A 22,382-nucleotide genomic window follows, 5' to 3' on the forward strand; every position below is an offset into this window, starting at 1 on the left:
AAGGATGCACAGAGCTTAGTTGCACAAAACCAGACTAAAAATGCGATGCTGGGACATAGTTTGTTTCTGAAATCGGGCAAATCATGGACCGTCTCCAAGCAATGCGCGTGTTTGTCACCGTGGTGGACCTGGGCAGTCAGTCCGCCGCCGCCGATCATCTGGACCTGTCGCGCCCGGTGGTGTCGCGCTACCTGGCCGAGCTGGAAGACTGGGTCGGCGCGCGCCTGCTGCACCGCACCACGCGCAAGCTCAGCCTTACGGCGGCCGGCGGCGAAACCCTGCCGCGCTGCCGACAATTGCTGGAACTGTGCTGCGATATGCAAGCCGCCGTCAGCGAGCCGGATGACGCGCCCCGTGGCCTGCTGCGCCTGAGCGTGAGCACCTCGTTCGGCCAGGCGCAATTGGCCGAGGCCATCGCCGAGTACGTCAAGCGTTACCCGTTGGTGACCGTCGACCTGCAAATGCTCGACCGCACGGTGAACCTGGTGGATGAGCGCATTGACCTGGCCATCCGCACCAGTAACGACCTGGACCCCAATCTCATTGCGCGCCGCCTGACCCTGTGTCGCTCGGTGGTGTGCGCCTCGCCGGCGTACCTGCTGGCCCATCCGGCCCCGCAGAAAGTCGAAGACCTGGCCGGGCACAACTGCCTCACCCATTCCTATTTCGGCAAGAGCCTGTGGCATTTTGAAGAGCAGGGTGAGCACGTCTCGGTGCCCATCACCGGCAACATCACGTCCAACGAGGCCAGCACCTTGTTGCGTGTGACGCTGGCCGGGGCCGGCGTGTCGATGCTGCCCACTTACCAGGCCGGTGATTACATCCGCCGGGGTGAACTGGTGCGCCTGCTGCCCGACGCCGAGCCCCGGCAGATGAACATCTACGCGGTGTATGCGTCGCGCAAACACATGCCGTCGGCGCTGCGCAGCCTGTTGGATTTTCTGGTGCTGAGGTTTCCGGAGGAGCCTGCGTGGGACGTTGGTCTTTAGGACGACATAAACCTGTTGAATGTCGTCCGATAATGGCAACTCGCCCTGGTTGACCTATGCTTTAAACAGCACCGTGTAGATCCGCAGAGGTCTGTGCCATGAGCATAAAAACCAGAAAGTACCTGATGATTGTCACCCTGTGCGCCATCGCCAGCGCGCTTTACGGGACTGCTGCCTTCCGTGTGGAGCAGACCCGTATGCAGCCGACCTTTGCGATCAGCTGCCATCAGGACCAATGCGTGCCGCATACCGGCAGTTTCAGTGCGCTCAGGTAATCGGCTGTTGAGCCTTGAGTTGCTCGCGAAACGCCTTGGGTGAGAACCCGACCCGTCGGCGGAACAGCCGCGAGAAATTGGTCGGGTCGGAAAAACCCAGCACTTCCGACATTTCATTGATGGTCATGCTGGTGTACGTCAGCAGGCGCTTGGCTTCCAGCAATTGGCGGTCGTGCATGATCTGCAGCGCGGGTTGCCCACCCAATTCCCGACAGGTGCCGTTCAGGTGTGAGACCGAGATGCCCAGCTTGTGGGCCAAGTCCTCGATCTTCGGGTGTTCGCGGTAATGCTGTTCCACCAATTGGGTAAAGCGGCGGAAGTATTCACGCCCCCTCGGCGCCCGTGGGTGGCGCTTCTGGATGGCCTGGCGGCTGATCCACACCAGCAGCACGCTGACCAGCGCGTGCATCATCATGTCCCTGGCCGGTTGTGCGTCGGCGTATTCATCCTGCAAGCGGGCGAACTGGCTGTTCAGGTAATCACTGTCCTTGCCCGCCGGGTAACTGCCCAGGGACTGCAAACCATCCACCGTCGCCCCCAGTTGTGTCTGCAGGTGGCTGACCAGCGGCGCCGCGAGTGTCACCACGTAGCCTTCGACATCCTCGGGAAACCGAAAACCGTGCACGCACAGCGGCGGCAGGACTTGCAGCGTCGCTTCGTTCAGCGTGGTGCGCTGCCCTTCGATTTCCAATTGTGCCTGACCTTTGTGCACATACAGCAACTGGCACAGATCCGCGTGCCGGTGGGGCTGGATTTCCCACTGGTATTCCCGACTGCGTCGGGAAATGGTTTCGCAGTGCAACAAATCGGGGGTTGGCCATTGCTGGTTTTCCCCGTAAAGCTTGAAGACCGGAATCGCGGTTTTGGTCATGGTTTCAATCCGATACCCAGGAGAGTGGTGCGGTAATCGCCCCAATTGGCAAAAAGCGCAGGCTTTGGCTCAGTTTTCACCTTCTTATGCCGGCCACTCAAGTGAAAAATGTCAGCAACAAGACCAATGACAACTCTTTCACTCAATCCGTTCGGGTGGAACTTGCGGGCCATAAAAATAATGAAAACGCTGAAAACCCAAGTCGCCATTATCGGCGCCGGTCCTTCCGGACTGTTGCTCGGCCAACTGCTGCACAACGCCGGTATCCAGACCCTGATCCTCGAGCGTCAGAGCGCCGACTATGTACAAGGCCGCATCCGTGCCGGGGTGCTGGAACAAGGCATGGTCGACCTGTTGCGGCAGGCGGGCGTCAGCCAGCGCATGGACAACGAAGGCCTGGTGCATGAGGGCTTCGAGTTGGCGCTCAATGGCCAGCTTACCCACATCGACCTCAAGGCGCTGACCGGCGGCCAGACGGTCATGATCTACGGCCAGACCGAAGTCACCCGCGACCTGATGGCCGCCCGTGCTGCCGCGGGCGCCATCACCCTGTATGAAGCCCATGACGTGCAACCCCACGAGCTCAAAAGTGATCGACCCTGGCTGACCTTCAAACATCAGGGCGAAGCCTTTCGCCTGGAGTGCGACTACATCGCCGGTTGCGATGGTTACCACGGGGTTGCGCGCCAATCGATCCCGGCCGAATCACTGAACGTTTTCGAACGGGTCTACCCCTTCGGCTGGCTGGGTATCCTCGCCGATACGCCGCCGGTTCACCCTGAACTGGTGTACGCCAAACATCCGCGTGGCTTCGCCTTGTGCAGCATGCGATCGCCGACGCGCAGCCGTTATTACCTGCAAGTGCCGGTGGAGGAGGCGCTTGATGAGTGGTCCGATGCGCGCTTCTGGGACGAACTGAAAACCCGCCTGCCCAGCCACCTTGCAGCCGACCTGGTGACCGGCCCGTCGATCGAAAAAAGCATCGCGCCGCTGCGCAGCTTTGTGGTGGAGCCGATGCAGTACGGGCGTCTGTTCCTGCTCGGTGACGCGGCGCATATCGTGCCGCCCACCGGGGCCAAGGGCTTGAACCTGGCGGCCAGTGACGTGAGTACCCTGTATCGGATTCTGCTCAAGGTCTACGGCGAGGGGCGGGTGGATTTGCTCGAACGCTATTCCGCCATCTGCCTGCGGCGGGTGTGGAAGGCCGAGCGCTTTTCCTGGTGGATGACCTCGATGCTGCATCAGTTTCCCGAGGCGGATGGCTTCAGCCAGCGCATCGCCGAGAGTGAGCTCGATTACTTCATCCACTCCGAGGCCGGGCGCAAGACCATCGCCGAAAATTACGTCGGGCTTCCTTACGAAGCTATCGAATAGCCTGCTATCGTATCGAGCATTCCCGCGGGCCGCCTTTTCCCGCGGGCCTTGCTCGAAGGTCTTGCCGTGACGCACCTCAATCAGCCCGTTCCGCCGCTGCCCGCTGTGCGCAGCATCCTCGCCTCACTGATGATGGCGATCTTCCTGGGGGCCTTGGACCAGACCATTGTCGCCGTGTCCATGCCCGCGATCTCCGCCCAATTCCACGACGTCAACCTGCTGGCCTGGGTCATCTCCGGCTACATGGTGGCGATGACCGTGGCGGTGCCGATCTACGGCAAGCTTGGCGACCTGTACGGGCGCCGGCCGATGATGCTGATCGGCATGGGCCTGTTCACCCTGGCCTCACTGTTCTGCGGCATGGCGCAAAGCATGGAGCAACTGGTGCTGGCGCGGATCCTCCAGGGTATCGGCGCCGGCGGCATGATCTCGGTGAGCCAGGCGATCATCGGCGACATCATCCCGCCCCGCGAACGCGGGCGCTACCAGGGCTATTTCAGCAGTATGTACGCGGTGGCCAGCGTGGCCGGGCCGGTACTGGGCGGCTACATGACCGAGTACCTGTCGTGGCGCTGGGTGTTCCTGATCAACCTGCCACTGGGCGCCGGCGCCTGGTACGTGGCCCATCGCACCCTGGTGGGGCTGCCGGTGCCGCAGCGTAAGCCGATCATCGATTACCTCGGCACGTTGCTGATGATCATCGGCCTCACCGCTTTGCTGCTGGGCATCACCGAAATCGGCCAGGGCCAGCATTGGCGTAGTGACTCGGTGCTGGGCTTGCTGGCGTGTGCGCTGGTGGCGTTGACGGTGTTTGTCTGGCATGAGCGGCGTGCACGCGAGCCGTTGTTGCCGATGCATCTGTTCGCCAACCGCAGCGCGGTGTTGTGCTGGTGCACGATTTTCTTCACCAGCTTCCAGGCGATTTCCCTGACGGTGCTGATGCCGCTGCGCTATCAGACGGTGACCGGCTCGGGGGCCGACAGCGCGGCCCTGCACCTGCTGCCCCTGGCGATGGGCTTGCCAATGGGCGCCTATTTTGCCGGGCGCATGACCTCGGTGACCGGCCGTTATAAACCGATGATCCTCAGTGGCGCCTTGCTGAGCCCCTTTGCGATTCTCGGCATGGCCTTGAGCGCGCCCCAGGCGGTGGGGCTGACGGCGATGTTCATGTTGCTGTGCGGGATCGCCGCCGGCATGCAATTCCCCACTTCGCTGGTGGGTACGCAGAACTCGGTGGAACAACGCGACATCGGCGTCGCCACTAGCACCACCAACCTGTTCCGCTCCCTCGGCGGAGCAGTCGGGGTAGCGTGCATGTCGGCGCTGTTGCTGGCGCTGTTGCAGGACTCGAGCTTCGCCCACCTGGCCAGCGGCGCGCTGGTGGCCGAGGGCAGTTCCGGCAATGTGCTGCTCGACGGCCTCAACGCCGCCCCCGGCCCGGCGCAGGACGCCCTGCGCGGGGAGCTGGCTGTGACCTTCCGGCATTTGTTGATGGTGAGTGCGGCGGTGTCGCTGCTGGGGCTCGCGGCCGCAATCGCGATGCCCAACCGGGTGCTGCGCGGCCGCGAAGACAAGGCACGCTGAGCGTGAGTTTCAAGGGCTGTAGTAACCCACCGCTACCATGAAATGCCCGGCCTTGCGCACATACGCGTGCTTGTTCTCGACCTTGTCGGTCACCGGGTTTTTCCAGCGGTATTTGTATTCGCCCTGGTCCTGCTCGGCCATCAGCTTCAGGATTGGCTCGCCCACCGGCTTGCCGTCGGGGTCCTTGATCTTGCTGAAGTCGGTGTTGATCAGGCGCAGGTTGGTGCCGTGCGCCACATAGCGCTGGGTATCGAGGTCGACCACGAACACATAGAGGTCATCCTGCAGGAAACCGCCTTGCAACGAATTGATGGCCTTGAGCGTGCCGGCTTCATCCTTGAGCAGTGCGTTCACCGCCTTGTTGCGCAGGGCCCTGGCCTGTTCCGGCGTGGCCCGGGGCAAGTAGTAACCCACCGCCAGGATGCGTTCGCCCACGCGCTGATAAAACACATGCTTGTGCTCGACCTTGCCGTCGTTCCAGTTCTGCCAGCGGTAATCGGCCTGTTGGATGCCCTGGCCTTCAGGCACCGTCAGCGCAGCCTTGAATGACTGGCGCAACTCCGGCCCGAGCACCTCGGATACATCGCGCCCGATCAAGGCGGAGGAGGGGCCGCCACTGGCCAGCAGCACGCCCTGGGTGTCGACCACGAAGACATAGCGGTCGTGGTCGACAAACTCGCCCTGGCGACTGAACGCGGCAAACGCCTTGTCGCCATTGCTCTGGTAGTACGCCAAGGCTTTTTCCAGCAGTGCCTTGGCGGCCTGGGCGTCCTCACCCTGAGCCGTTGCGGCGTGCACCTGGCTGAAACACAACAGCAGCAGCCAGGTGAGTCGAAGCAGTGCCTTCATTACCGGTCCCTCGTTCTTGTTGGTGTGACAAGAGCGTAGACGGTCGTGGGCCACTCAGAAGGGTTTGGTCGGCAGGTACTTGCCATCCAGGGTGATCACCGCGCGGGAGCCGCCGTCCGGGTCCTCGACTTTCTTGATGTCCAGCTTGAAGTTGATCGCACTGATGATGCCGTCGCCGAATTGCTCGTGCACCAGGGCCTTGAGGGTCGAGCCATAGACCTGGAGCATTTCGTAGAAGCGATACATCGTCGGGTCCGTCGGTATACCGCCGGGGAAGCTGCCGCGCAGGGGCACGCTTTGCAGCAGGCGGCTGGCGTCTTGGTCCAGGCCGAGTTTGTCGCACACCACATCAGCGGCCTCCTTGGGCAACGGGTGCTGGCCGAGCAGGGCGGCGGTAACGAACGCCAGGCTCAGGCCGGTGCCATCGGTGAGGTCCTGCCAGGACAGGTTCTTGCGCGCCTTGCGTTCGATCACGGTGTCGGCCAGGGCCAAGCGTGGGGTTTGGGTGAAGTGGGATTGCAACATGGTGGTGTCCTCTGGGTTGGAAGGGGGTCAGGCCGCGTGAATCTGATCCAGCAGCGACACGAAGCCACCGCTGCGTTGGTCCAGGGCGTCGATGGCGCCGGTCTCGATGTCGTACACCCAGCCATGCAGGGTCAGCCGGCCTTGCCCGAGCGCCAGGGCGACCGAAGGGTGGGTCTTGAGGTTGGCCAGTTGCGCGATCACGTTTTCGCGCACCAATGAACTCAGGCGGGCGGCGTCCGAGGCATGCTCGCGGGCGGCGTTGATCAGCTTGGCCGACTCGGCGTGGCGCAACCAGTTGGCCACGGCCGGCAGGTGGTCCAGGCATTTGCAGGTGGAGATCGCGGTCATGGCGCCGCAGTCGGAATGGCCGCAGATCACGATATCGCGCACCCCCAGCACCGCCACTGCGTATTCGACCGTGGCCGACACACCGCCCGGCTCCGGGCCGTAGGACGGCACGATATTGCCGGCGTTGCGGATCACAAACAGATCGCCGGGTTCCTGCTGGGTCAGCAGTTCCGGGACCACCCGGCTGTCGGAACAGGACACGAACAACGTGCCGGGGTTCTGGGTGGTGGCCAGGTGTTTGAACAGGTCGCTGCGTTGGCCGAAGGCTTCTGACTGGAACTTGCGAAAGCCGTTGATGAGGTCTTGCATAGGGTTCTCCTTGCGTCGCTGATGGGGCAAGGATGGAATTTTTCAGCTATAGCGTCCAAGACCGGCTTATTATGGTTTCTATAAGTCATGCCTATAGTTGGAGGCAGCCGATGCTGTTGCGCCATATCCGATACCTGCTGGCCGTCGCCGAGCACCGCAATTTCACCCGCGCTGCCGAGGCGCTGCACGTGTCGCAGCCGACCTTGTCGCAACAGATCAAACAGCTGGAAGACACCCTCGGCGCGCCGTTGCTGGACCGCTCCGGGCGCAGCGTCAGCCTCACCGATGCGGGCGCGGCCTATGTGCGCTTTGCGCGCCTGGCCTTGCAGGACTTGCAGGCCGGAACACGGGCCATGCATGACGTACAGGACTTGAGCCGGGGCAGCCTGCGCCTAGCGATGACGCCGACCTTCACCGCGTACCTGATCGGCCCGTTGCTGGCGCGGTTCAACGCCCTGTATCCGGGAATCACCCTGAGCATCGAAGAGCTGACCCAGGACCGTATGGAAGCCGCGCTGACCGAGGACCTGCTGGATATCGGCATCGGTTTTACTGGCGAGCATCTGCCGGATATCGAATGCGAAGGGCTGTTTGCCGAAGCGTTGAGCGTGGTGGTGGCGGCTGGCCATCCGGGGTTAGACGGCCGGCGGTGGCTGGAGCAGCCGATGGTACTGCTCAACCCAGGCTTCGCGACACGGCGCTACATCGATGGCTACTGCCGCGATCAAGGGTTAAAGCCGCTGATTGCGATGGAAGCCAACTCCATCAGTGCGATCATCGAAATCGTGCGCAACACCCACCTGGCCACCATCCTGCCCAGTGCGATTGCCCAGGCCCAGCCGGGTTTGCGTGCGGTCGCCATCGAACCGGCGTTACCGCAACGCACCGTGGCACTGCTCAGCCGCCAGGGCGCCTATCGCAGCGCCGCGTGCCGGGCCTTTGTCGCGTTGATCAAGGCGCCGCCAGCCACTGATTGACGATGCTGTCGTACGCCCCGGTGGCCACGCTCAGGTGCAGCCACTGGTCGACATAGCTTTTCCACGCCACATCATCACGGGGCAGCAGGAAGGCTTTTTCGCTGTATTGCATCTGCCGTTCCGGGTTGACCGCGCACAGCCCGGGCTTGAGCTTTTGCTGGTAACGCGCCTCGCTGGCGTCGGTGATCATCACGTCGGCCTTGCCGGCCAGCAGTTCGTCAAAGATGGTCACGTTGTCGTGCAAACGGATCTGTGCCTGACCCAAGTGGGTACGGGCAAACACTTCGTTGGTGCCACCCGCCGGTTCGATCACGCGCACATTCGGCTGGTTGATCTGCTCGACACTCTGGTAACGCTGCACGTCGGCGCAGCGCACCAGGGGGATCTTGCCGTCGACGCCGAGGGCCTGGCTGAAGAAGGCTTTTTTCTGGCGCTCCAGGGACACCGAAATGCCGCCCACGGCGATGTCGCAGCGCTGGGCGAGGAAGTCCGGCATCAGGCTTTTCCAGGTGGTAGGCACCCAGTGGATCTTGGCGTTGAGGCTCTTGGCCAGGGATTCGGCCATGGCGATGTCGATGCCTTCATAAGTGCCGTCGGCGCGCAGCGAGGTGTAGGGCTTGTAGTCACCGGTGGTGCAAACGGTGAGCGTGCCGCGTTCGAGCACCTGGTCAAGGCGCGAGGGCGCGGTGTCGGCCAGGGCGCTGGTGGCCAGGCCGAGTACACACAGGGCGAAAAGAGCTTTCATGCGGTCGAGTCCTTGGGGCATGGTCGGGGCGGCCATTATTTCCAGCGTGGGGCAGGGTGGCAAGGCACGCTGAATGTTTAGCCAAGTTGCAACCAAACTCCGTCAACCCTGAATTTAATTGCCCTGTGCCGGCGTGTGACGCTGGTAGTTATCTCTTGCACTGTGATCCCCGCATGGACGGCTCCTCCGACACTCACTCCGCGAAACTGCCGTCCGCCCTCGCGTTCTGGGCCCTGTTCCACTGCCGGCACGCCCGCCCACCAGATACCGCATTCCTACGTTGATCCATCCCGTTCGATGGCGTGCACCTGCGCGCCTGCCTGACCCCTACGTATGAGAATGCCCATGAGTGTTTTTGCCTGCCTGCAGGAAGCCCAGTCTTTCCTCGAACAACACCCGGACATCGAGATGTTCGAGCTGTTTATCCTCGACAACAACGGTGTGCCACGCGGCAAGTTGCTGCACCGCGACGAACTGCTGGCGGTGTACGAGAGCGGGCGCCCTTTGCCCAGCACCATCCTCGGCCTGACCATCAACGGCGACGACGTGGAAAACTCCGGGCTGGTCTGGGAGGTGGGCGATATCGACTGCCGGGCCTACCCGATCAGCGGCAGTCTGCAGCGCATGCCGTGGCGGCTGATCCCCACCGCGGCGGTGCAAGTCAGCATGCACCCCACCGAAGGCCTGCCCGCCACCGTGGCCGACCCCAGGCATCTGCTGGCCAAGGTGATCGACGGGCTCAAGGTTGACGGTTATTACCCGGTGATGGCGGCCGAGCTGGAGTTCTACCTGCTCGACCAGAAGCCCGACGGCAATGGTCGCCCGCAACCGGCACGCGATGTGGACGGCGGTCGGCCGCGCTCGACCCAGGTGTATGGCCTGCGCGAGCTGGAGCAGATCGAGCCGTTCCTCGCCGACCTTTACAGTGCCTGCAAACTGCAAGGCATCCCGGCGCGCACGGCGATTTCCGAATACGCGCCCGGCCAGGTAGAGATCACCCTGGAACACCGCACCGACGCCCTGCAAGCCATGGACGAAGCGGTGCGCTACAAACGCCTGGTCAAGGGCGTGGCGCATAAACACGGGATGACCGCCTGCTTCATGGCCAAGCCGTTCGACGACCTGGCCGGCACTGGCATGCACATGCACGTGAGCCTGGCGGACGCCGAGGGCAATAACCTGTTCGCCAGCGAAGCCACCGATGGCACGCCGCTGTTGCGCCAGGCAGTGGGCGGCATGCTCAGTACCTTGCTCGATTCATTGCTGATGTTCTGCCCCAACGCCAACTCCTACCGCCGTTTCCAGACCAACAGCTACGCACCACTGGCCGCCACCTGGGGCGTGGACAACCGCACCGTCAGCCTGCGGGTGCCGGGCGGGCCGGCCAATTCGCGGCATATCGAACACCGTATCTGCGGTGCCGACGCCAATCCCTACCTGGCCGCTGCCGCGATCCTGGCCGGGATCCATCGCGGCATCCGTGAGCAACGTGACCCCGGCGCCCCGGTGGAAGGCAACGGCTATGCCCAGGCCAAGACGCTGCTGCCCACCGACTGGCTCACCACCCTGCGCGCACTGGAGGCTTCCAGTTGGGCACGGGAAGCGTTTGGCAGTGAGTTCCTTGGCGTGTACCTGGCGGTAAAACGCGCCGAATACCGCCAGTTCATGGGCGAGGTCGGGGAGCAAGACTGGCGGTGGTATTTGCATCAGGCGTGATCGATTGGGTGGCAATCACGGTTTCGACCTTTTTTTCACGTTGCGCTGGTTAAGCTGCGAATCAAGGTCGTTCACTGCCGTTCCACCCATATGAGCCCGCGATGTCGCCACACACGCCTTCCTCCATCGAGATTGAATACGCCGAGCGCTGCGGTCGTGAGCACGCCAGGGTCTGCGGCGACACGCGCCCGCCCGGGCTGACGCAGCGCCTGGCGGCCTGGCGCAGTGAGTGGTTGGTGCGTCAGGCCTTGAAGGTTGCGGGTGAGCCGGGCCTGATCCTCGACCTGGCCTGCGGGTCGGGGCGCTTCTGGCCGGTGCTGGCCGAACACGTCAACCGGGTTATCCTGGCGTCGGACAACTCCCAGGACATGCTCGACCACGCGCTTACCCATCACGCGGCGGCGTTGCTCAAGCGGGTCAAGACATTCCAGGGGTCGGCGTTTTCCATCGGCTTGTCGGCGAATGCGGTGGACTGCATTTTCTGCCTGGAATTGTTTCGCCATGTGCCCAGCAGTGAAGGGCGCCAGGCGTTGCTGCGCGAGTTTCATCGGGTCAGCCGCGACTCGGTGATTGTCTCTGTGCCTTCTCGTACCAGCGTTGAGGACGAGTTCCGCCAGGCTGGTTTCAAGGTCCTGAGTCATCACGAGTTCATGCCGGGCTCCAACCTGTGGCGGGTCTACGTTCTTCGTAAGAGAGGATAACTCCCGCCTGTCGGACTATTCTTCATCTCCTGTCTGAGTTTTCATGGTCGGCTGTGCACTGCGGATGCTCGCTAGCCCCTTTCGCGATATATACTGCGCGCCATTCTTCAAGGGAGAGCCGTGTGGCCATCGATATTCACTGGATCTGCGACAACGATAGCCTCGGCCAGCATTGCGCCGAATGGCAGCAGTTGCCATTCGTCGCCCTCGACACCGAATTCATGCGGGTCGACACCTTTTATCCCATTGCCGGGCTGATCCAGATCGGTGATGGCGTGCGCGCTTACCTGATCGATCCCCTGACCATCGACAACTGGCAACCCTTGGCTGCGCTGCTGGAGAACCCGGCGGTGATCAAGGTGCTGCACGCCTGCAGCGAAGACCTCGAAGTGTTGCTGCGCCTGACCGGCAGCCTGCCCGCGCCGTTGTTTGACACCCAATTGGCAGCGGCTTACCTGAACCTCGGTTTCTCCATGGGCTACTCGCGCCTGGTGCAAGCCGTGCTGGACATTGAGCTGCCCAAGGGCGAGACCCGTTCGGACTGGCTGCAGCGGCCATTGTCCGAGACCCAGGTCAGCTACGCCGCCGAAGACGCGGTGCATTTGGCCGAGGTCTATACGCGGCTGCGTCCGCAACTGTCTGACGACAAGTACGCCTGGGTGCTGGAAGACGGTGCCGAGCTGGTCGCGAACCTGCGCCGCGAAGTCGACCCGTACGAGGTGTACCGCGACGCCAAGCTGGCGTGGAAACTGTCCCGTGCCCAGCTCGCCGTGCTGCGTGAACTGTGCGCCTGGCGCGAGCAGCAAGCCCGCGTGCGTGACTTGCCGCGCAACCGCATCATTCGTGAACACTCGCTGTGGCCCTTGGCCAAATCCCAGCCGGACAACCTCGCCGCCCTGGGCAAGATCGAAGACATGCACCCGCGTACCGTGCGTCAGGACGGCCAGTTCCTGCTGGACCTGATCAAGCGTGCCGGCAGCGTGCCCATGGACCAATGGCCGCCCGCCGTTGCCGAGCCTTTGCCGGTGGATGCCGCCGCACTGATCAAGCAACTGCGCGCTCTTGGCCAGGCTGAGGCCGAACGCCTGGACATGGCGCCGGAACTGATGCTGCGCAAGAAAACCCTCGAAGCCCTGGTCAAGAGTGGCTACCCCGATGGGCCTTACCAATTGCCAGACTCGCTGCGTGGCTGGCGTCGCGAGTTGATGGGCCAGGCGCTGCTCGACAGCCTGGCCACCGCCGGAGAACAGCCTTGAAACGTATTTGCTCCATCTACCGCAGCTCCAAACGCGCCGGTATGTACCTCTATGTGCTCAAGAGCGATGCCCTTGAACGTGTGCCTGAAGCGCTGATCACGATTTTCGGCAAGCCGGCCCACGCGTTCGACCTGGTGCTGACCCCCGAGCGCAAGCTGCAACAGGAAGACATCGTGCAAGTCCTGGAAAACCTCGACAAACAGGGCTACCACCTGCAAATGCCGCCGGCCGAGGACGAGTACATCGAACACTTGCCCGAAGAGCTGTTGCGCCGCAACGACCCGATGTGATCGACCGGTGCCCCATCCGGGGCACTCGCTTCAATGGAATCGTATAAGTGGGCGGTGGCCGTAAGGATGCGGGCGGCCGTCCGTAGTGTTTTTGAAAGGTTTTATGCATGCGCGTTCTGATTGCTGAACAGGATCACCCGCTCTACGCCCAATTGCTCGGCGAAGCGGCACCGGACCTTGAAGTGCTGACCAGCGGCGACTCGGCCGAACTGTCGCGCCTGGCCGCCGATTGCCCGGTATGGCTGGGCCAGCCGGACCTGTTGGCCACATTGTTGCGCCAGGGTCACCACCCGCAATGGCTGCAATCGACCTGGGCAGGTATCACCCCGTTGCTCGCCGAGGGCCTGCCGCGTGATTATCGATTGACCCGTGCCGTGGGTATTTTTGGCCAGGTCATGGCTGAATTCGTGCTCACCTACATGCTCGGCCACGAGCGTGAAGTGCTGGCCCGCCTGGTCAGCCAGGTCGAGCGTAAATGGGACAATCGCATGGGCCAGAGCCTGGCGGGACGCAAGGCGTTGATCGTCGGCACCGGCGATATTGGCCAGAGTGTTGCTGAGTTTCTCGTGCCGTTTGGCGTGAAGCTGTACGGCATCGCCAGTTCCGCACGCGAGCAGGCGCCGTTTATCGAAGTGGCCGGGCTCGACCAGTTGGGCCGGCTGGTGGGCGAGGTGGACTACGTGATCAACCTGCTGCCCAACACGCCGAGTACCCACGATCTCTACGACGCGGGGCTGTTCAAGCAATTCAAGCCAACCGGGCTGTTCATCAACGTCGGGCGCGGCGTGGCGGTGGTGGATGCCGACCTGGTCGAAGCGCTGAAAGAAGGGCACCTGGCCGGTGCGGTGATCGACGTGTGCCGCCAGGAGCCGCTGCCGCAACGTCATCCGTTCTGGACAGCTTGGGGGTTGCTGCTGACCGGGCACAGCTCCGCGCCGACTTCGCCGGCATTGATGGTGGAGTTGTTTGTGCAAAACCTGCGGGCGTATCAGGCCGGGCAAGACTTGCGCGGGAACGTGGATTTCGAGCGCGGTTACTGACAGCAGAGGAGCCGGCATGCCGGCTCCTCTTGGCATTACAGGCTGAAGTCACCTTCCGACACCAGCTCGCTCAGTGGCTTGCGCGGGCTCGGTGCTTCACGGCCTTGCAGGTACTCCGGCAGGCTCGATTTGTCCCCCAGCTTGCCGACCGCCACGGCGGCATGCAGCGCATAACCTTCCGGGATCTTCAGCTCTTTGCGGGTCAGTTCTTGATCGAAGCCGGCCATGCCGTGGGTGTGCCAACCGCTGAGGCTGGCTTGCAGCGCCAGGTGGCCCCAGGCGGAGCCGGTATCGAAGGTGTGCCACAGCGCCGGGGTTTCTTCCGTGGCGCCGGGGGCGGTGAAGTCGGTTTTCGAGGCGATGATCACCAGGGCCGACGCATGTTGTGCCCAGCCACGGTTGAATTCATTCAGCAAACCCAGGAAGCGCTCCCAGTCCGGCGTGTCGCGGCGTGCGTAGAGAAAGCGCCAGGGTTGCGAGTTGTAGGCCGAGGGTGCCCAGCGTGCGGCTTCGAAGAAACTCAGCAGGGTTTCCTTGGAGATGCTCTCGCCGGTGAAGGCGCGAGGCGACCAGCGGTCGGTGAACTGGGTGTGGATCGGATAGTCGGCAACACGTGTCATGGAGCAGTTCCTGATCGTCAATTCGGCCCTCAAAGCTACTGTGCAGTCACTAGACTGACAAGTGTTGTGACACCGCCAGTCGTAAGCGCTTGGATCCCGCAGCCGTGGGCACTAGACTGGCGGCCTTTTCACCTACCGATACTGATGTAGAGCCATGGCCGCCAAAGTCGAACCTTTCTGGATACGCAAAACCCTCGAACACCTCGACCAGGAGGAATGGGAGTCGTTGTGCGACGGCTGCGGCCTGTGCTGCTTGCAAAAGCTTGAAGATGAAGACGACAACAGCGTCTATTACACGCGTATCGCCTGCAAACTGCTCGACCTCAAGACCTGCCAGTGCACCGACTACCCCAACCGCCGTGCGTCGGTGCCCGATTGCATCCAGCTCACCCCGGGCCAGGCCGACCAGTTCAAATGGCTGCCGCCCACCTGCGGCTATCGCCTGGTCAGCGAGCGCAAGGACCTGCCGTTGTGGCACCACCTGGTCTGCGGCGACCGCGATGCCGTGCATCATGAACGCATTTCCCAGTCCGGGCGCATGCTCAGCGAAGGCAGTGTGCCCGAGGACGACTGGGAGGATTACCTGATTTTCCGCGCGGGCTGAAAGGGGAGTGTGTATGAGGGTCGGAACCAAGCTGGCGGCAAGCCTGGTGTTGTTGGCACTGAGTCAGCCTGGGTGGTGCGCGAAGAAAGTCGACCTGGATTATCACGTCAAACTGCTGCCCCAGAGCGATCAGGCCGAGGTACGCCTGAGCCTGTCCCAGGGCTCGGCGGTGCGCAGCCTGAACTTCGACCTGGGCCGCGACGGTGACTACAGCGACTTCAAGGCCGACGGCCAGTGGAGCGTCAAGGAGCACCGTGGGCTGTGGCAACCCAGCGCCGACAAGGCCAGCCTGACCTACCGCGTACGCCTCACCCACGCGCGCAAACCGGGTATCTATGAAGCGCGGATGACACCCGGCTGGGCGCTGTTTCGCGGCGAAGACCTAGTGCCGACGGCGCGGCTCGACCAGCAGGACGGCGTCGAGTTGGTCTCGCGCCTGGTGTTCGAACTGCCGGCCGGCTGGAAAAGCGTCGAAACCGCCTGGCCGCGCATCGGCAAGAACAAGTTTCGCATCGACAACGTGTCCCGCCTGTTCGACCGGCCCACCGGCTGGATGCTCGCCGGCAACCTCGGCAGCCGCCGGGTGCGCCTGGGCGAAACCGAAGTCACCGTGGCTTCGCCCAAGGGCCAGGCCATGCGCCGTATGGATGTGCTGACGTTGCTGACCTTCGTCTGGCCGCAGGTGGAAACGGCGTTCCCGCGTCACCCGGCCAAGCTGCTGGTGGTCGGCGCCAGCGACCCGATGCGTCGTGGTGCGTTTTCGGCGCATGACTCGATCTACCTCAACAGCCGCACGCCGCTGGTCAGCGAAAACGGCGGCAGCCCGCTGATTCGTGAAGTGGTGCAGGCGGTAGGGCGTTTCAACGATCACGACACCAGTGATTGGATCAGCGAGGGCTTGGGCGAGTATTACGCCATCGAGCTGCTGCGCCGCGCCGGCGGCATCACCGATGAGCGTTACCAGGCGATACAGGCGCGCTTGGCGAAGGAAGGCAAGGACGTGACCAGCCTGCGTGGCGAGCACGTCAGCGGCGCGACAGTGTCACGGGCGGTGGTGCTGCTGCAGGAACTGGATCGCGAGATCCGCGTGAAGACTCATAACAAGCGGTCGCTGGATGACCTGACGCAAGCGGTGATGCGGGCCAGCCGCATCACCACGGCGGAGTTTGTGCAGTTGGCTGAAAGCATCATCGGCGAGTCGTCGGTGGTGCTGGACAGTAAGCTGCTACGTTAGACGCTGGTTTTGGTGGCCTTCTCGGCCGCCACTTCAGCCTTGGTCTTCAAGTTCTTTAGCTCCGCGCCGGCCCGCTCGATTTTCGTACGTACCGTGTTCATTTCCTGGCGGCCCTGTTCCAGCTTGTCCTTGAGCGAGCTGTGCCCGGTAAAGCCACGGGCCAGCGCCACACCGCCGATCGCCACCTGGATCAAACCGAAAATCCCGCCTCGGCGCAGGCCTTTGCCGACCATCATCACGCCACCCGCCACCGAGCCGATGCGCTCCCAACCGTGCACGTTCTGCCTTGGCTGAGTCTCGAAGGGGGTGTGTTCGATGATAGGTCGCAAGGTTTTGCTGTCGCTCATGATCTGTCTCCAACAAGGGCTATTGATAAGTAGCTGACTGCCCGCAGACGCCGGATGTTCCCGAAATATCAGTACTTGGGACCCGAACGGGTGTTGTTGCCCTTGGCCAGGCGGTCGTAGAGCACCACGTTGACGGTGGCTGCAAGGTTCATGCAACCAGTGGTCGGGATGTAGACCACGTCTTCGCACCAGTCGCGGATCTCTTTATCCAGCGAACCGTCTTCGGGGCCGAAAATGTACAGCGCACGGTCGGGGTGGGTGTACTCAGGCAGCGGGCGGGCGCCTTCCACCAGCTCCACGGCGACGGGGATGCAACCCAGGGGCAGGATTTTTTTCAGGTCATCGATGCCGATCAGCGGAATGTCGTGGTGGACCTTCTTGGTGTCGGTGATGAAGTCCCGGGCGCGCTCGTAGCGCACGCCGGTGTAGAACACCGAGGCCACGCCGTAGCAACCGGCGGCGCGCATGACCGAACCGACGTTTTCGGGGGATTTGGGGTTATACAGACCGATGCAGCTGTAGCGTTTATTGCCCACGGGGAAGGGTGCCTTGGAGAAAAACGGCGATTATACGGCCTTGGGGGGATGTGTTGCTTGGACGATCGCCATCGGGGGCAAGCCCCCTCCCACACCAGGCCTGCGTACGCAGGTCAGAATGTGGGAGGGGGCTTGCCCCCGATGAGGCCGGTGCTAACAACAATGGACGATCAGTCGTCTTTCTTCATCAACCCCGCCAACGCCGCAAACGGGTTATGCGTGGCCTTGGCAATTGTCGGGCTGCTGGTGGAGCCTTCGCCGAAGTACTGCTGGTCGGTGTAGCGCGAGTGTTCGTTATCGTGGCAGTACAGGCACAGCAATTCCCAGTTGGAACCGTCCTGGGGATTGTCATCATGATTGTGGTTACGGTGGTGTACTGTCAGTTCACTCAGGCGTTTGCCGGAGAACTCACGGGCGCAGCGGCCGCACACGTGGGGGTACATCTTCAAGGCTTTGTCGCGGTAGCCCATTTCCCGGTCGCGCTGGGCATCGGCAAGGATGCGGTCCAGCTTGGCGGTGTGGGAGGGCGGGTTGGTCGAGCTCATCATGGCTCCTGGCTATTTGGTGGTTCACGGATAGGGTTGATTCTAGCCGCTCGCGACGTAAATAACCGCTTCACTTTACTCATAAGGATCTGAAACGCATGCGTCTGCATTCATGGACTGTTGCACTGTTGTTGTGTGGGGTAGTTGCCCACGCCCAAGCGTTCTCCACGCCAAAACCCGGGCAGGTGATCGAGGTGGCCCTCGAACAACTGCACCCGACCCAGGCTGTGGTGGGCTTTGACCAGATTTACTACAGCCTGGGCCTGTTCGCCGACAAACCCGCCAAGGTCTTCGATGAATACTGCGAGACCAACGGCCAGGGCGAGGCTGACAACGTGCCCAAGGGCGCGGACCTGCACCAGCCGTCCAGCTTCACCTGCCAGGACCCGGTCGGTACCCATCCCGACGAAATGAAAACCGTGGTGGTCGGCCCCGGCGGCCAGCTCTACCTGACCGACGGTCACCACAGCTTCACCACCTTGTGGGAGGTGCCGGGCGGCGGCCCCCGCTTGAAGATGTGGGTCAAGGTCACCGATGACTTCAGCAACAGCCCGGACATGCAGAGCTTCTGGCGGCACATGCAAGCGGCGCGCAAGGTCTGGCTCAAGGACAAGCAGGGCCAGACCCTGCCACCCGAGCAGTTGCCGGCACACCTGGGCTTCAAGAACCTGCAGGACGACACGTTCCGCAGCCTGGTGTATTTCACCCGCAAGGCCGCCTATGGCAAGCCGGACGCGGGAGAGGTCGCACCGGAGTTCCTGGAGTTCTACTGGGGCAATTGGCTGCGCACTCAAATTGACCTGGGCAAGTACAACCTGAACAAGAAGGGCGGTTACAAGGACGCCATTGAAGCCGTCGCCAAGCGTATGGTCAGCCTGGCGCCGGGTTCACAGGTGGGCGATAGCGGGTTTACTGCCCATCAGCTGGGAGGCATGACAAAGCTCGACCGTAACGAGCTGGAAAAGACTTTCGACAAAAAAGTGCCGTACGTGATCGATTACCGCAATTCCCTGCGCTAGCCGATCACGCCTTCTGTGCAATCCAGATGGTATGCCGCGTGCCCTTGTTACCATGGGCAAACACCTGCACTTCCTCGGCCTTGAAACCGGCCTTGCGCAGTTTGTCGCTGAACAGCTTGTCCGCGCTGGCCGACCACACGGCCAGCACGCCCTTGGGGCGCAGGGCCTTGGCGCAGGCGGCCAGGCCACCGGCGGAGTAAAGCCAGCTGTTGGCCTTTTGCGTAAGGCCTTCGGGGCCGTTGTCCACGTCCAGCATGATCGCGTCAAAACCCTGGGGCTCGGCCTGCAGCACCTTGGCGACATCCTCCAGGCGGATCACCGTGCGTGGGTCCAGCAGCGGCCGGCCGGATTTTTCTCCCAGCGGCCCACGGTTCCATTCCACGACCCCCGGCACCAGTTCTGCCACGACCACCTCGGCGGTCTTGCCCAGGTGTTTGAGCGCCGAAGCCAGGGTGAACCCCATGCCCAGGCCACCGATCAGCACCCGCGAATCCGGACGCCCGGCAACTTTGCGGCAGGGAATTTCCGCCAGCGCATCTTCGGAACCGTGCATGCGCGTGTTCATCAATTGGCCGCCGTCACCGCCCTGGATCTTGATGACAAAATCTTCACCGTATTCGAACAGGCACAAGGCACCGCCATTGTCGGGGATCGGGGTGGTGTCCAGCAGAACGAAACGTTTCATGGAAATCTCATTGGGAAGGGCATTCTTGCGCGGTTGGGAGTAGCCTTGTGACATTCCGGTCAGGCCATGGAGCCATCGATGAAGTGCAGCATTCTAACGGTCATTGTGTTGAGCGCGCTCGCATTGGGTGCGGCGCAGGCTCAGGAGTTGCAAACCGTACCGGTCGCGCCCGCCCCGACGCCAGGCGCGCCGGGCACCCCGACGCCGACGTTGTACCCGCAAGTCACCCCGCCGGCGGTGCCCAAGACCAACGGCTCGCCACCGTTGGTGCCCATCGTGCTGCCGACGCCGCCGAAGGATCAGACGGTGCCTGGCTTGCTGCAGAACGACAGCAAGCCGAAGTCGCCGGGCGGTTAGAACTGCTGGGACAGTAACTGCCCGTCGGCCATGCGCAGGCGCTTGGACAAGGCGATGGCAATCGCGCGGATGATCTTGGCGGCGATCCTGGGCGCTTCGTTGAGCATCTTTTCCAGGGAATCCCGGCCCAGGTTCAGCAGTACGCAGTCACTGGCCGCCACGCAGCTGGCGGAACGCCGCTCGCCGTCGAGCACCGCCATTTCGCCAAAGGCCCGGCCACTGCGCAGGGTGGCGATAGTCAGGCGCTGGCCGTCATGATTGGTTTTCTGCACCGCCACCTGGCCATTGTGGAGGATGCACATGAAGGTGCCGGCGTCGCCTTCGAGGAAAATCACCTCGTCACAGGCAATGCTGCTGATGTTGAAGTAACCGGCGGCGACGTGAAAATCTTCCGGCAACAGCGGGTCGAACAGGCCGCAATCCATGAGCATGTCGCGGATTTCGGTATTCATTAAGGTCGGTAGTGCCATGGCTGCAATCTTGATCCATCAATCAGTAGGCGGTCCTGTGTTCAGACAGGACCGCCCGGCTAAGTTCCTTAAACCAGCCCCAGCGCCTTGAACACAAATCCATATTCGAGCGCTACGTCACGTAATCCCTGGTAACGACCGCTCATACCACCGTGGCCGGCGCCCAGTTCGGTCTTGAGCAACAGCAGGTTGTCGTCGGTCTTGGTGTCGCGCAACTTGGCCACCCATTTGGCCGCTTCCCAATACTGCACGCGGCTGTCGTTGTAGCCGGCAATCACCAGCAGGTGCGGGTGGGCCTGGGCGCTGACGTTTTCGTACGGCGCATAGGCCTTGATGCGCTCGTACACTTCGGGTTCTTGCGGGTTGCCCCACTCGTCATACTCGGTGATGGTCAATGGCAGCTCGGGGTCGAGCATGGTGTTGAGCACGTCGACGAACGGCACTTCGGCAATCGCCGCCTGGAACAGCGCCGGGCGCTGGTTGAGCACCGCACCGATCAACAGGCCGCCGGCGCTGCCGCCGCTGATCACCAGTTGCCTGGACGTCGTCAGGCCCTCGGCGATCAAGTGTTCGGCACAGGCGATAAAGTCGCTGAAGGTGTTCTGCTTGTGCTCCTGCTTGCCGTTGCGATACCAGGCCTCACCCAGCTCGCCGCCGCCGCGCACATGCGCAATGGCAAACGCCACGCCCCGGTCCAGCAGGCTCAGGCGGGCGTGGGAGAACCAGGGGTCGAGGCTCGAACCGTAGGCGCCGTAGCCGTACAGGTACAGCGGTGTCGGCTTGCCGAGCTGGTCGCGCTTGACCACCAGGCTGATCGGCACCTGGGTGCCGTCCGCCGAGGTGGCCCACAGGCGCTGGCTCACGTAGTCGTCGGCATTGAACACGCCGAGCACCGGAGTTTCCTTGAGCACCTGTTGCGTGCCGCTGGCCAGTTCCAGTTGGCGCACCTGGGCCGGGCGGTTCAGGGCTTCGTAGCGCAGGCGGATCCTATTGCTGGCAAATTCCAGGCTGTTTTGTACGTAGAGGCTGTAGGCGGCGTCGGGCAATTCCACGCGATACACCGGCAGGCCTTCCGGGTGCACCTCGATCACCGGCAGGCCGCCGATGCGCAGGCTCAGGGTCATGGCGCTGGTGTTGAGGCTGATGCCGTCGAGCATCACTTCGTCGTTGTGGGGGATCAGGGTCTGCCATTCGCCTTCGGTCGGCACATCGCCAATGTCGGTGGCCACGAACAGCGCGTAGTTGATGCCATCGCGGTTGCTGCGGATAAACCAGGTCCACGCGCCATTCAGCTGACCGTGATCGACATCGTATTCATGGTCCTCGACCCGTGGCGCCAGGCAGGTGAAATCCAGGTGCGGCTGTTCGGCATCCAGCGCCCAGACTTCGCTGGTGGTCTTGCTGCCCAGCGACAGCAGCAACTGGCGCTCGGAGCTGGAGCGGTAGCAATGCAGGAAGAAACGGCCATCGGGCTCGTGGAACACTTCCTGCGCCGCCGTGCCATCCAGGCGATAGCGATACAACTTGTGCGGGCGGTGCGTGTCGTCCAGTTCGCCGAAGAACAGCGTCAGGCTGTCATTGGCCCAGGTCATGCTGCCGTCGCAGTCTTCAAACGCCAGTTCGCTGACCTTGCCGGTGGCCAATTCCTTCACGTACAGGGTGTAGATCTCTTCGCCACTGGTATCGAGGCTGTAGGCCAGGCGCTGGTGGTCGGGGCTGATGCTGAACGCGCCGAGGGAGAAGAAACCGCCATTGGCCAGCACGTTGGGGTCCAGCAACAGTTCTTCGCTGCTGTCGTCCACCTGGTTGCTGTCATCGGCCGGGCGGCGGCAGCGGTAATGGCGGGCGTACTCGTCACCGGCGGTGGTGCGCGTGTAATACAAGTACGGCCCCCACGGCGAGGGCAGGGACAGGTCGGTTTCGAGAATGCGGCCCTTGATCTCTTCGAACAGGCTGTCGCGCAGCGCCTTCTGGTCGGCGAGTTGCGCTTCCTGCCAGGCATTTTCGGCCTTGAGGTAATCGAGCACCTCGGCGCTGTCGCGCTCTTGCAGCCAGGCATACGGATCGGGGCCTTGGGCCTTGCGGGCAATCGGAGCAGTCGATACAGGCATAGGAT

26 protein-coding genes are annotated in these 22,382 nt (G+C 62.6%); 14 read left to right on the plus strand and 12 right to left on the minus strand.

The window, feature by feature from the left end; translation table 11 throughout:
• Positions 1-83: 83 nt before the first annotated feature.
• Together M2497_RS08880 and M2497_RS08885 are read left to right on the plus strand one after the other, a co-directional pair.
• Positions 84-989, plus strand: a complete 906-nt coding sequence (locus M2497_RS08880; protein ID WP_248486952.1) for a LysR family transcriptional regulator — start codon at positions 84-86, stop codon at positions 987-989.
• A gap of 98 nt (positions 990-1,087) precedes the next feature.
• The gene (locus M2497_RS08885; RefSeq protein ID WP_248486954.1) at positions 1,088-1,264 is read left to right on the plus strand and encodes a hypothetical protein; all 177 of its coding nucleotides are present in this window, start codon (positions 1,088-1,090) and stop codon (positions 1,262-1,264) included.
• Here M2497_RS08885 and M2497_RS08890 read toward each other — a convergent pair.
• Positions 1,257-2,135 (minus strand): helix-turn-helix domain-containing protein, encoded by an 879-nt coding sequence (locus tag M2497_RS08890; protein WP_092247288.1) that lies wholly within the window; start codon positions 2,133-2,135, stop codon positions 1,257-1,259. The two genes, M2497_RS08885 and M2497_RS08890, sit on opposite strands and share 8 nt — an antisense overlap.
• Positions 2,136-2,324: 189 nt before the next feature.
• On the opposite strand from M2497_RS08890, the gene pobA reads away from it, so the two are divergent.
• On the plus strand, positions 2,325-3,509 hold the full coding sequence (gene pobA, locus M2497_RS08895) for a 4-hydroxybenzoate 3-monooxygenase (protein ID WP_248488184.1): 1,185 nt from the start codon (positions 2,325-2,327) through the stop codon (positions 3,507-3,509).
• Positions 3,510-3,575: 66 nt separating this feature from the next.
• On the plus strand, positions 3,576-5,093 hold the full coding sequence (locus M2497_RS08900; protein ID WP_248486956.1) for an MDR family MFS transporter: 1,518 nt from the start codon (positions 3,576-3,578) through the stop codon (positions 5,091-5,093).
• 9 nt (positions 5,094-5,102) lie between these two features.
• Here the strand turns inward: M2497_RS08900 and M2497_RS08905 are convergent, their stop codons facing one another.
• Genes M2497_RS08905 through M2497_RS08915 form a run of 3 tightly spaced genes read right to left on the minus strand, consistent with a single transcriptional unit; the run spans position 5,103 to position 7,124 of the window.
• Positions 5,103-5,942, minus strand: coding sequence for a cache domain-containing protein (locus tag M2497_RS08905; RefSeq protein ID WP_248486958.1), 840 nt, complete (start codon positions 5,940-5,942; stop codon positions 5,103-5,105).
• Between the two features lie 54 nt (positions 5,943-5,996).
• Positions 5,997-6,467 (minus strand): cyanase, encoded by a 471-nt coding sequence (cynS, locus tag M2497_RS08910; protein ID WP_248486960.1) that lies wholly within the window; start codon positions 6,465-6,467, stop codon positions 5,997-5,999.
• A gap of 27 nt (positions 6,468-6,494) precedes the next feature.
• Complete coding sequence (locus M2497_RS08915) at positions 6,495-7,124, minus strand: carbonic anhydrase (RefSeq protein ID WP_071496758.1); 630 nt, start codon at positions 7,122-7,124, stop codon at positions 6,495-6,497.
• A gap of 110 nt (positions 7,125-7,234) precedes the next feature.
• Here M2497_RS08915 and cynR point away from each other — a divergent pair, with 110 nt between their 5' ends.
• Positions 7,235-8,101: a transcriptional regulator CynR gene (cynR, locus tag M2497_RS08920; RefSeq protein ID WP_248486962.1), complete on the plus strand. Its 867-nt coding sequence runs from the start codon at positions 7,235-7,237 to the stop codon at positions 8,099-8,101.
• Here the strand turns inward: cynR and M2497_RS08925 are convergent.
• On the minus strand, positions 8,076-8,846 hold the full coding sequence (locus tag M2497_RS08925) for a transporter substrate-binding domain-containing protein (RefSeq protein WP_248486964.1): 771 nt from the start codon (positions 8,844-8,846) through the stop codon (positions 8,076-8,078). The genes cynR and M2497_RS08925 overlap by 26 nt on opposite strands.
• 345 nt (positions 8,847-9,191) lie before the next feature.
• Here M2497_RS08925 and M2497_RS08930 point away from each other — a divergent pair, with 345 nt between their 5' ends.
• From M2497_RS08930 to M2497_RS08950, 5 genes are all read left to right on the plus strand, one after another.
• The gene (locus M2497_RS08930) at positions 9,192-10,562 is read left to right on the plus strand and encodes a glutamine synthetase family protein (RefSeq protein ID WP_248486966.1); all 1,371 of its coding nucleotides are present in this window, start codon (positions 9,192-9,194) and stop codon (positions 10,560-10,562) included.
• A 101-nt stretch (positions 10,563-10,663) separates the two neighbouring features.
• Complete coding sequence (locus M2497_RS08935; protein WP_248486968.1) at positions 10,664-11,263, plus strand: class I SAM-dependent methyltransferase; 600 nt, start codon at positions 10,664-10,666, stop codon at positions 11,261-11,263.
• A gap of 122 nt (positions 11,264-11,385) precedes the next feature.
• Positions 11,386-12,519, plus strand: coding sequence for a ribonuclease D (gene rnd / locus M2497_RS08940; RefSeq protein WP_248486971.1), 1,134 nt, complete (start codon positions 11,386-11,388; stop codon positions 12,517-12,519).
• A complete protein-coding gene (locus M2497_RS08945; protein ID WP_248486973.1) occupies positions 12,516-12,809 on the plus strand; it encodes a YcgL domain-containing protein in 294 nt (97 codons plus the stop codon). Before rnd ends, M2497_RS08945 begins: the two co-directional genes overlap by 4 nt.
• A 107-nt stretch (positions 12,810-12,916) precedes the next feature.
• The gene (locus M2497_RS08950; RefSeq protein WP_248486974.1) at positions 12,917-13,849 is read left to right on the plus strand and encodes a D-2-hydroxyacid dehydrogenase; all 933 of its coding nucleotides are present in this window, start codon (positions 12,917-12,919) and stop codon (positions 13,847-13,849) included.
• Between the two features lie 35 nt (positions 13,850-13,884).
• Here M2497_RS08950 and M2497_RS08955 read toward each other — a convergent pair whose 3' ends face one another.
• Entirely contained in the window at positions 13,885-14,469 is a 585-nt protein-coding gene (locus tag M2497_RS08955; RefSeq protein WP_058425096.1) for a nitroreductase family protein, read from the minus strand.
• A 154-nt stretch (positions 14,470-14,623) separates the two neighbouring features.
• Here M2497_RS08955 and M2497_RS08960 point away from each other — a divergent pair, with 154 nt between their 5' ends.
• The gene (locus M2497_RS08960) at positions 14,624-15,073 is read left to right on the plus strand and encodes a YcgN family cysteine cluster protein (protein ID WP_003172524.1); all 450 of its coding nucleotides are present in this window, start codon (positions 14,624-14,626) and stop codon (positions 15,071-15,073) included.
• Between the two features lie 13 nt (positions 15,074-15,086).
• Complete coding sequence (locus tag M2497_RS08965; RefSeq protein ID WP_248486975.1) at positions 15,087-16,307, plus strand: hypothetical protein; 1,221 nt, start codon at positions 15,087-15,089, stop codon at positions 16,305-16,307.
• On the opposite strand, the gene M2497_RS08970 is transcribed toward M2497_RS08965, so the two are convergent.
• From M2497_RS08970 to M2497_RS08980, 3 genes are all read right to left on the minus strand, one after another.
• Positions 16,304-16,654 carry a DUF2892 domain-containing protein gene (locus tag M2497_RS08970; protein WP_071488982.1) on the minus strand — a complete coding sequence of 117 codons (351 nt, stop codon included), beginning with the start codon at positions 16,652-16,654 and terminating at the stop codon, positions 16,304-16,306. The two genes, M2497_RS08965 and M2497_RS08970, sit on opposite strands and share 4 nt — an antisense overlap.
• Before the next feature lie 68 nt (positions 16,655-16,722).
• Positions 16,723-17,190: an RNA methyltransferase gene (locus M2497_RS08975; protein ID WP_003189607.1), complete on the minus strand. Its 468-nt coding sequence runs from the start codon at positions 17,188-17,190 to the stop codon at positions 16,723-16,725.
• Between the two features lie 170 nt (positions 17,191-17,360).
• Positions 17,361-17,735 (minus strand): YajD family HNH nuclease, encoded by a 375-nt coding sequence (locus M2497_RS08980; protein ID WP_025858458.1) that lies wholly within the window; start codon positions 17,733-17,735, stop codon positions 17,361-17,363.
• 98 nt (positions 17,736-17,833) lie between these two features.
• Between M2497_RS08980 and M2497_RS08985 the strand changes: the two genes are divergently transcribed.
• Complete coding sequence (locus M2497_RS08985; RefSeq protein ID WP_248486976.1) at positions 17,834-18,754, plus strand: ParB/Srx family N-terminal domain-containing protein; 921 nt, start codon at positions 17,834-17,836, stop codon at positions 18,752-18,754.
• Positions 18,755-18,758: 4 nt separating this feature from the next.
• On the opposite strand, the gene M2497_RS08990 is transcribed toward M2497_RS08985, so the two are convergent.
• The gene (locus M2497_RS08990) at positions 18,759-19,439 is read right to left on the minus strand and encodes a hypothetical protein (RefSeq protein WP_248486977.1); all 681 of its coding nucleotides are present in this window, start codon (positions 19,437-19,439) and stop codon (positions 18,759-18,761) included.
• A gap of 78 nt (positions 19,440-19,517) precedes the next feature.
• On the opposite strand from M2497_RS08990, the gene M2497_RS08995 reads away from it, so the two are divergent.
• The gene (locus M2497_RS08995) at positions 19,518-19,796 is read left to right on the plus strand and encodes a hypothetical protein (RefSeq protein WP_058425091.1); all 279 of its coding nucleotides are present in this window, start codon (positions 19,518-19,520) and stop codon (positions 19,794-19,796) included.
• Here the strand turns inward: M2497_RS08995 and M2497_RS09000 are convergent.
• Positions 19,793-20,266, minus strand: a complete 474-nt coding sequence (locus M2497_RS09000; RefSeq protein ID WP_248486978.1) for a cyclic nucleotide-binding domain-containing protein — start codon at positions 20,264-20,266, stop codon at positions 19,793-19,795. The genes M2497_RS08995 and M2497_RS09000 overlap by 4 nt on opposite strands.
• A gap of 68 nt (positions 20,267-20,334) precedes the next feature.
• Positions 20,335-22,377, minus strand: a complete 2,043-nt coding sequence (locus M2497_RS09005; RefSeq protein ID WP_248486979.1) for a S9 family peptidase — start codon at positions 22,375-22,377, stop codon at positions 20,335-20,337.
• Positions 22,378-22,382: the final 5 nt, after the last annotated feature.

It is taken from the genome of Pseudomonas sp. CYM-20-01 (genome assembly GCF_023169845.1).
In the GTDB taxonomy this organism is placed as follows: Bacteria; Pseudomonadota; Gammaproteobacteria; order Pseudomonadales; family Pseudomonadaceae; genus Aquipseudomonas; species Aquipseudomonas azotoformans.

Coding starts and splice junctions, on each gene's coding strand:
- M2497_RS09005 (WP_248486979.1), bottom strand. CDS start 22,377: ATGCCTGTATCGACTGCTCCGATTGCCCGCAAGGCCCAAGGCCCCGAT.
- M2497_RS08925 (WP_248486964.1), bottom strand. CDS start 8,846: ATGAAAGCTCTTTTCGCCCTGTGTGTACTCGGCCTGGCCACCAGCGCC.
- M2497_RS08950 (WP_248486974.1), top strand. CDS start 12,917: ATGCGCGTTCTGATTGCTGAACAGGATCACCCGCTCTACGCCCAATTG.
- M2497_RS08915 (WP_071496758.1), bottom strand. CDS start 7,124: ATGCAAGACCTCATCAACGGCTTTCGCAAGTTCCAGTCAGAAGCCTTC.
- M2497_RS08990 (WP_248486977.1), bottom strand. CDS start 19,439: ATGAAACGTTTCGTTCTGCTGGACACCACCCCGATCCCCGACAATGGC.
- M2497_RS08980 (WP_025858458.1), bottom strand. CDS start 17,735: ATGAGCTCGACCAACCCGCCCTCCCACACCGCCAAGCTGGACCGCATC.
- M2497_RS08880 (WP_248486952.1), top strand. CDS start 84: ATGGACCGTCTCCAAGCAATGCGCGTGTTTGTCACCGTGGTGGACCTG.
- M2497_RS09000 (WP_248486978.1), bottom strand. CDS start 20,266: ATGGCACTACCGACCTTAATGAATACCGAAATCCGCGACATGCTCATG.
- M2497_RS08985 (WP_248486976.1), top strand. CDS start 17,834: ATGCGTCTGCATTCATGGACTGTTGCACTGTTGTTGTGTGGGGTAGTT.
- M2497_RS08905 (WP_248486958.1), bottom strand. CDS start 5,942: ATGAAGGCACTGCTTCGACTCACCTGGCTGCTGCTGTTGTGTTTCAGC.
- M2497_RS08890 (WP_092247288.1), bottom strand. CDS start 2,135: ATGACCAAAACCGCGATTCCGGTCTTCAAGCTTTACGGGGAAAACCAG.
- M2497_RS08995 (WP_058425091.1), top strand. CDS start 19,518: ATGAAGTGCAGCATTCTAACGGTCATTGTGTTGAGCGCGCTCGCATTG.
- M2497_RS08960 (WP_003172524.1), top strand. CDS start 14,624: ATGGCCGCCAAAGTCGAACCTTTCTGGATACGCAAAACCCTCGAACAC.
- cynS (WP_248486960.1), bottom strand. CDS start 6,467: ATGTTGCAATCCCACTTCACCCAAACCCCACGCTTGGCCCTGGCCGAC.
- M2497_RS08965 (WP_248486975.1), top strand. CDS start 15,087: ATGAGGGTCGGAACCAAGCTGGCGGCAAGCCTGGTGTTGTTGGCACTG.
- M2497_RS08930 (WP_248486966.1), top strand. CDS start 9,192: ATGAGTGTTTTTGCCTGCCTGCAGGAAGCCCAGTCTTTCCTCGAACAA.
- M2497_RS08955 (WP_058425096.1), bottom strand. CDS start 14,469: ATGACACGTGTTGCCGACTATCCGATCCACACCCAGTTCACCGACCGC.
- M2497_RS08885 (WP_248486954.1), top strand. CDS start 1,088: ATGAGCATAAAAACCAGAAAGTACCTGATGATTGTCACCCTGTGCGCC.
- cynR (WP_248486962.1), top strand. CDS start 7,235: ATGCTGTTGCGCCATATCCGATACCTGCTGGCCGTCGCCGAGCACCGC.
- M2497_RS08935 (WP_248486968.1), top strand. CDS start 10,664: ATGTCGCCACACACGCCTTCCTCCATCGAGATTGAATACGCCGAGCGC.
- M2497_RS08970 (WP_071488982.1), bottom strand. CDS start 16,654: ATGAGCGACAGCAAAACCTTGCGACCTATCATCGAACACACCCCCTTC.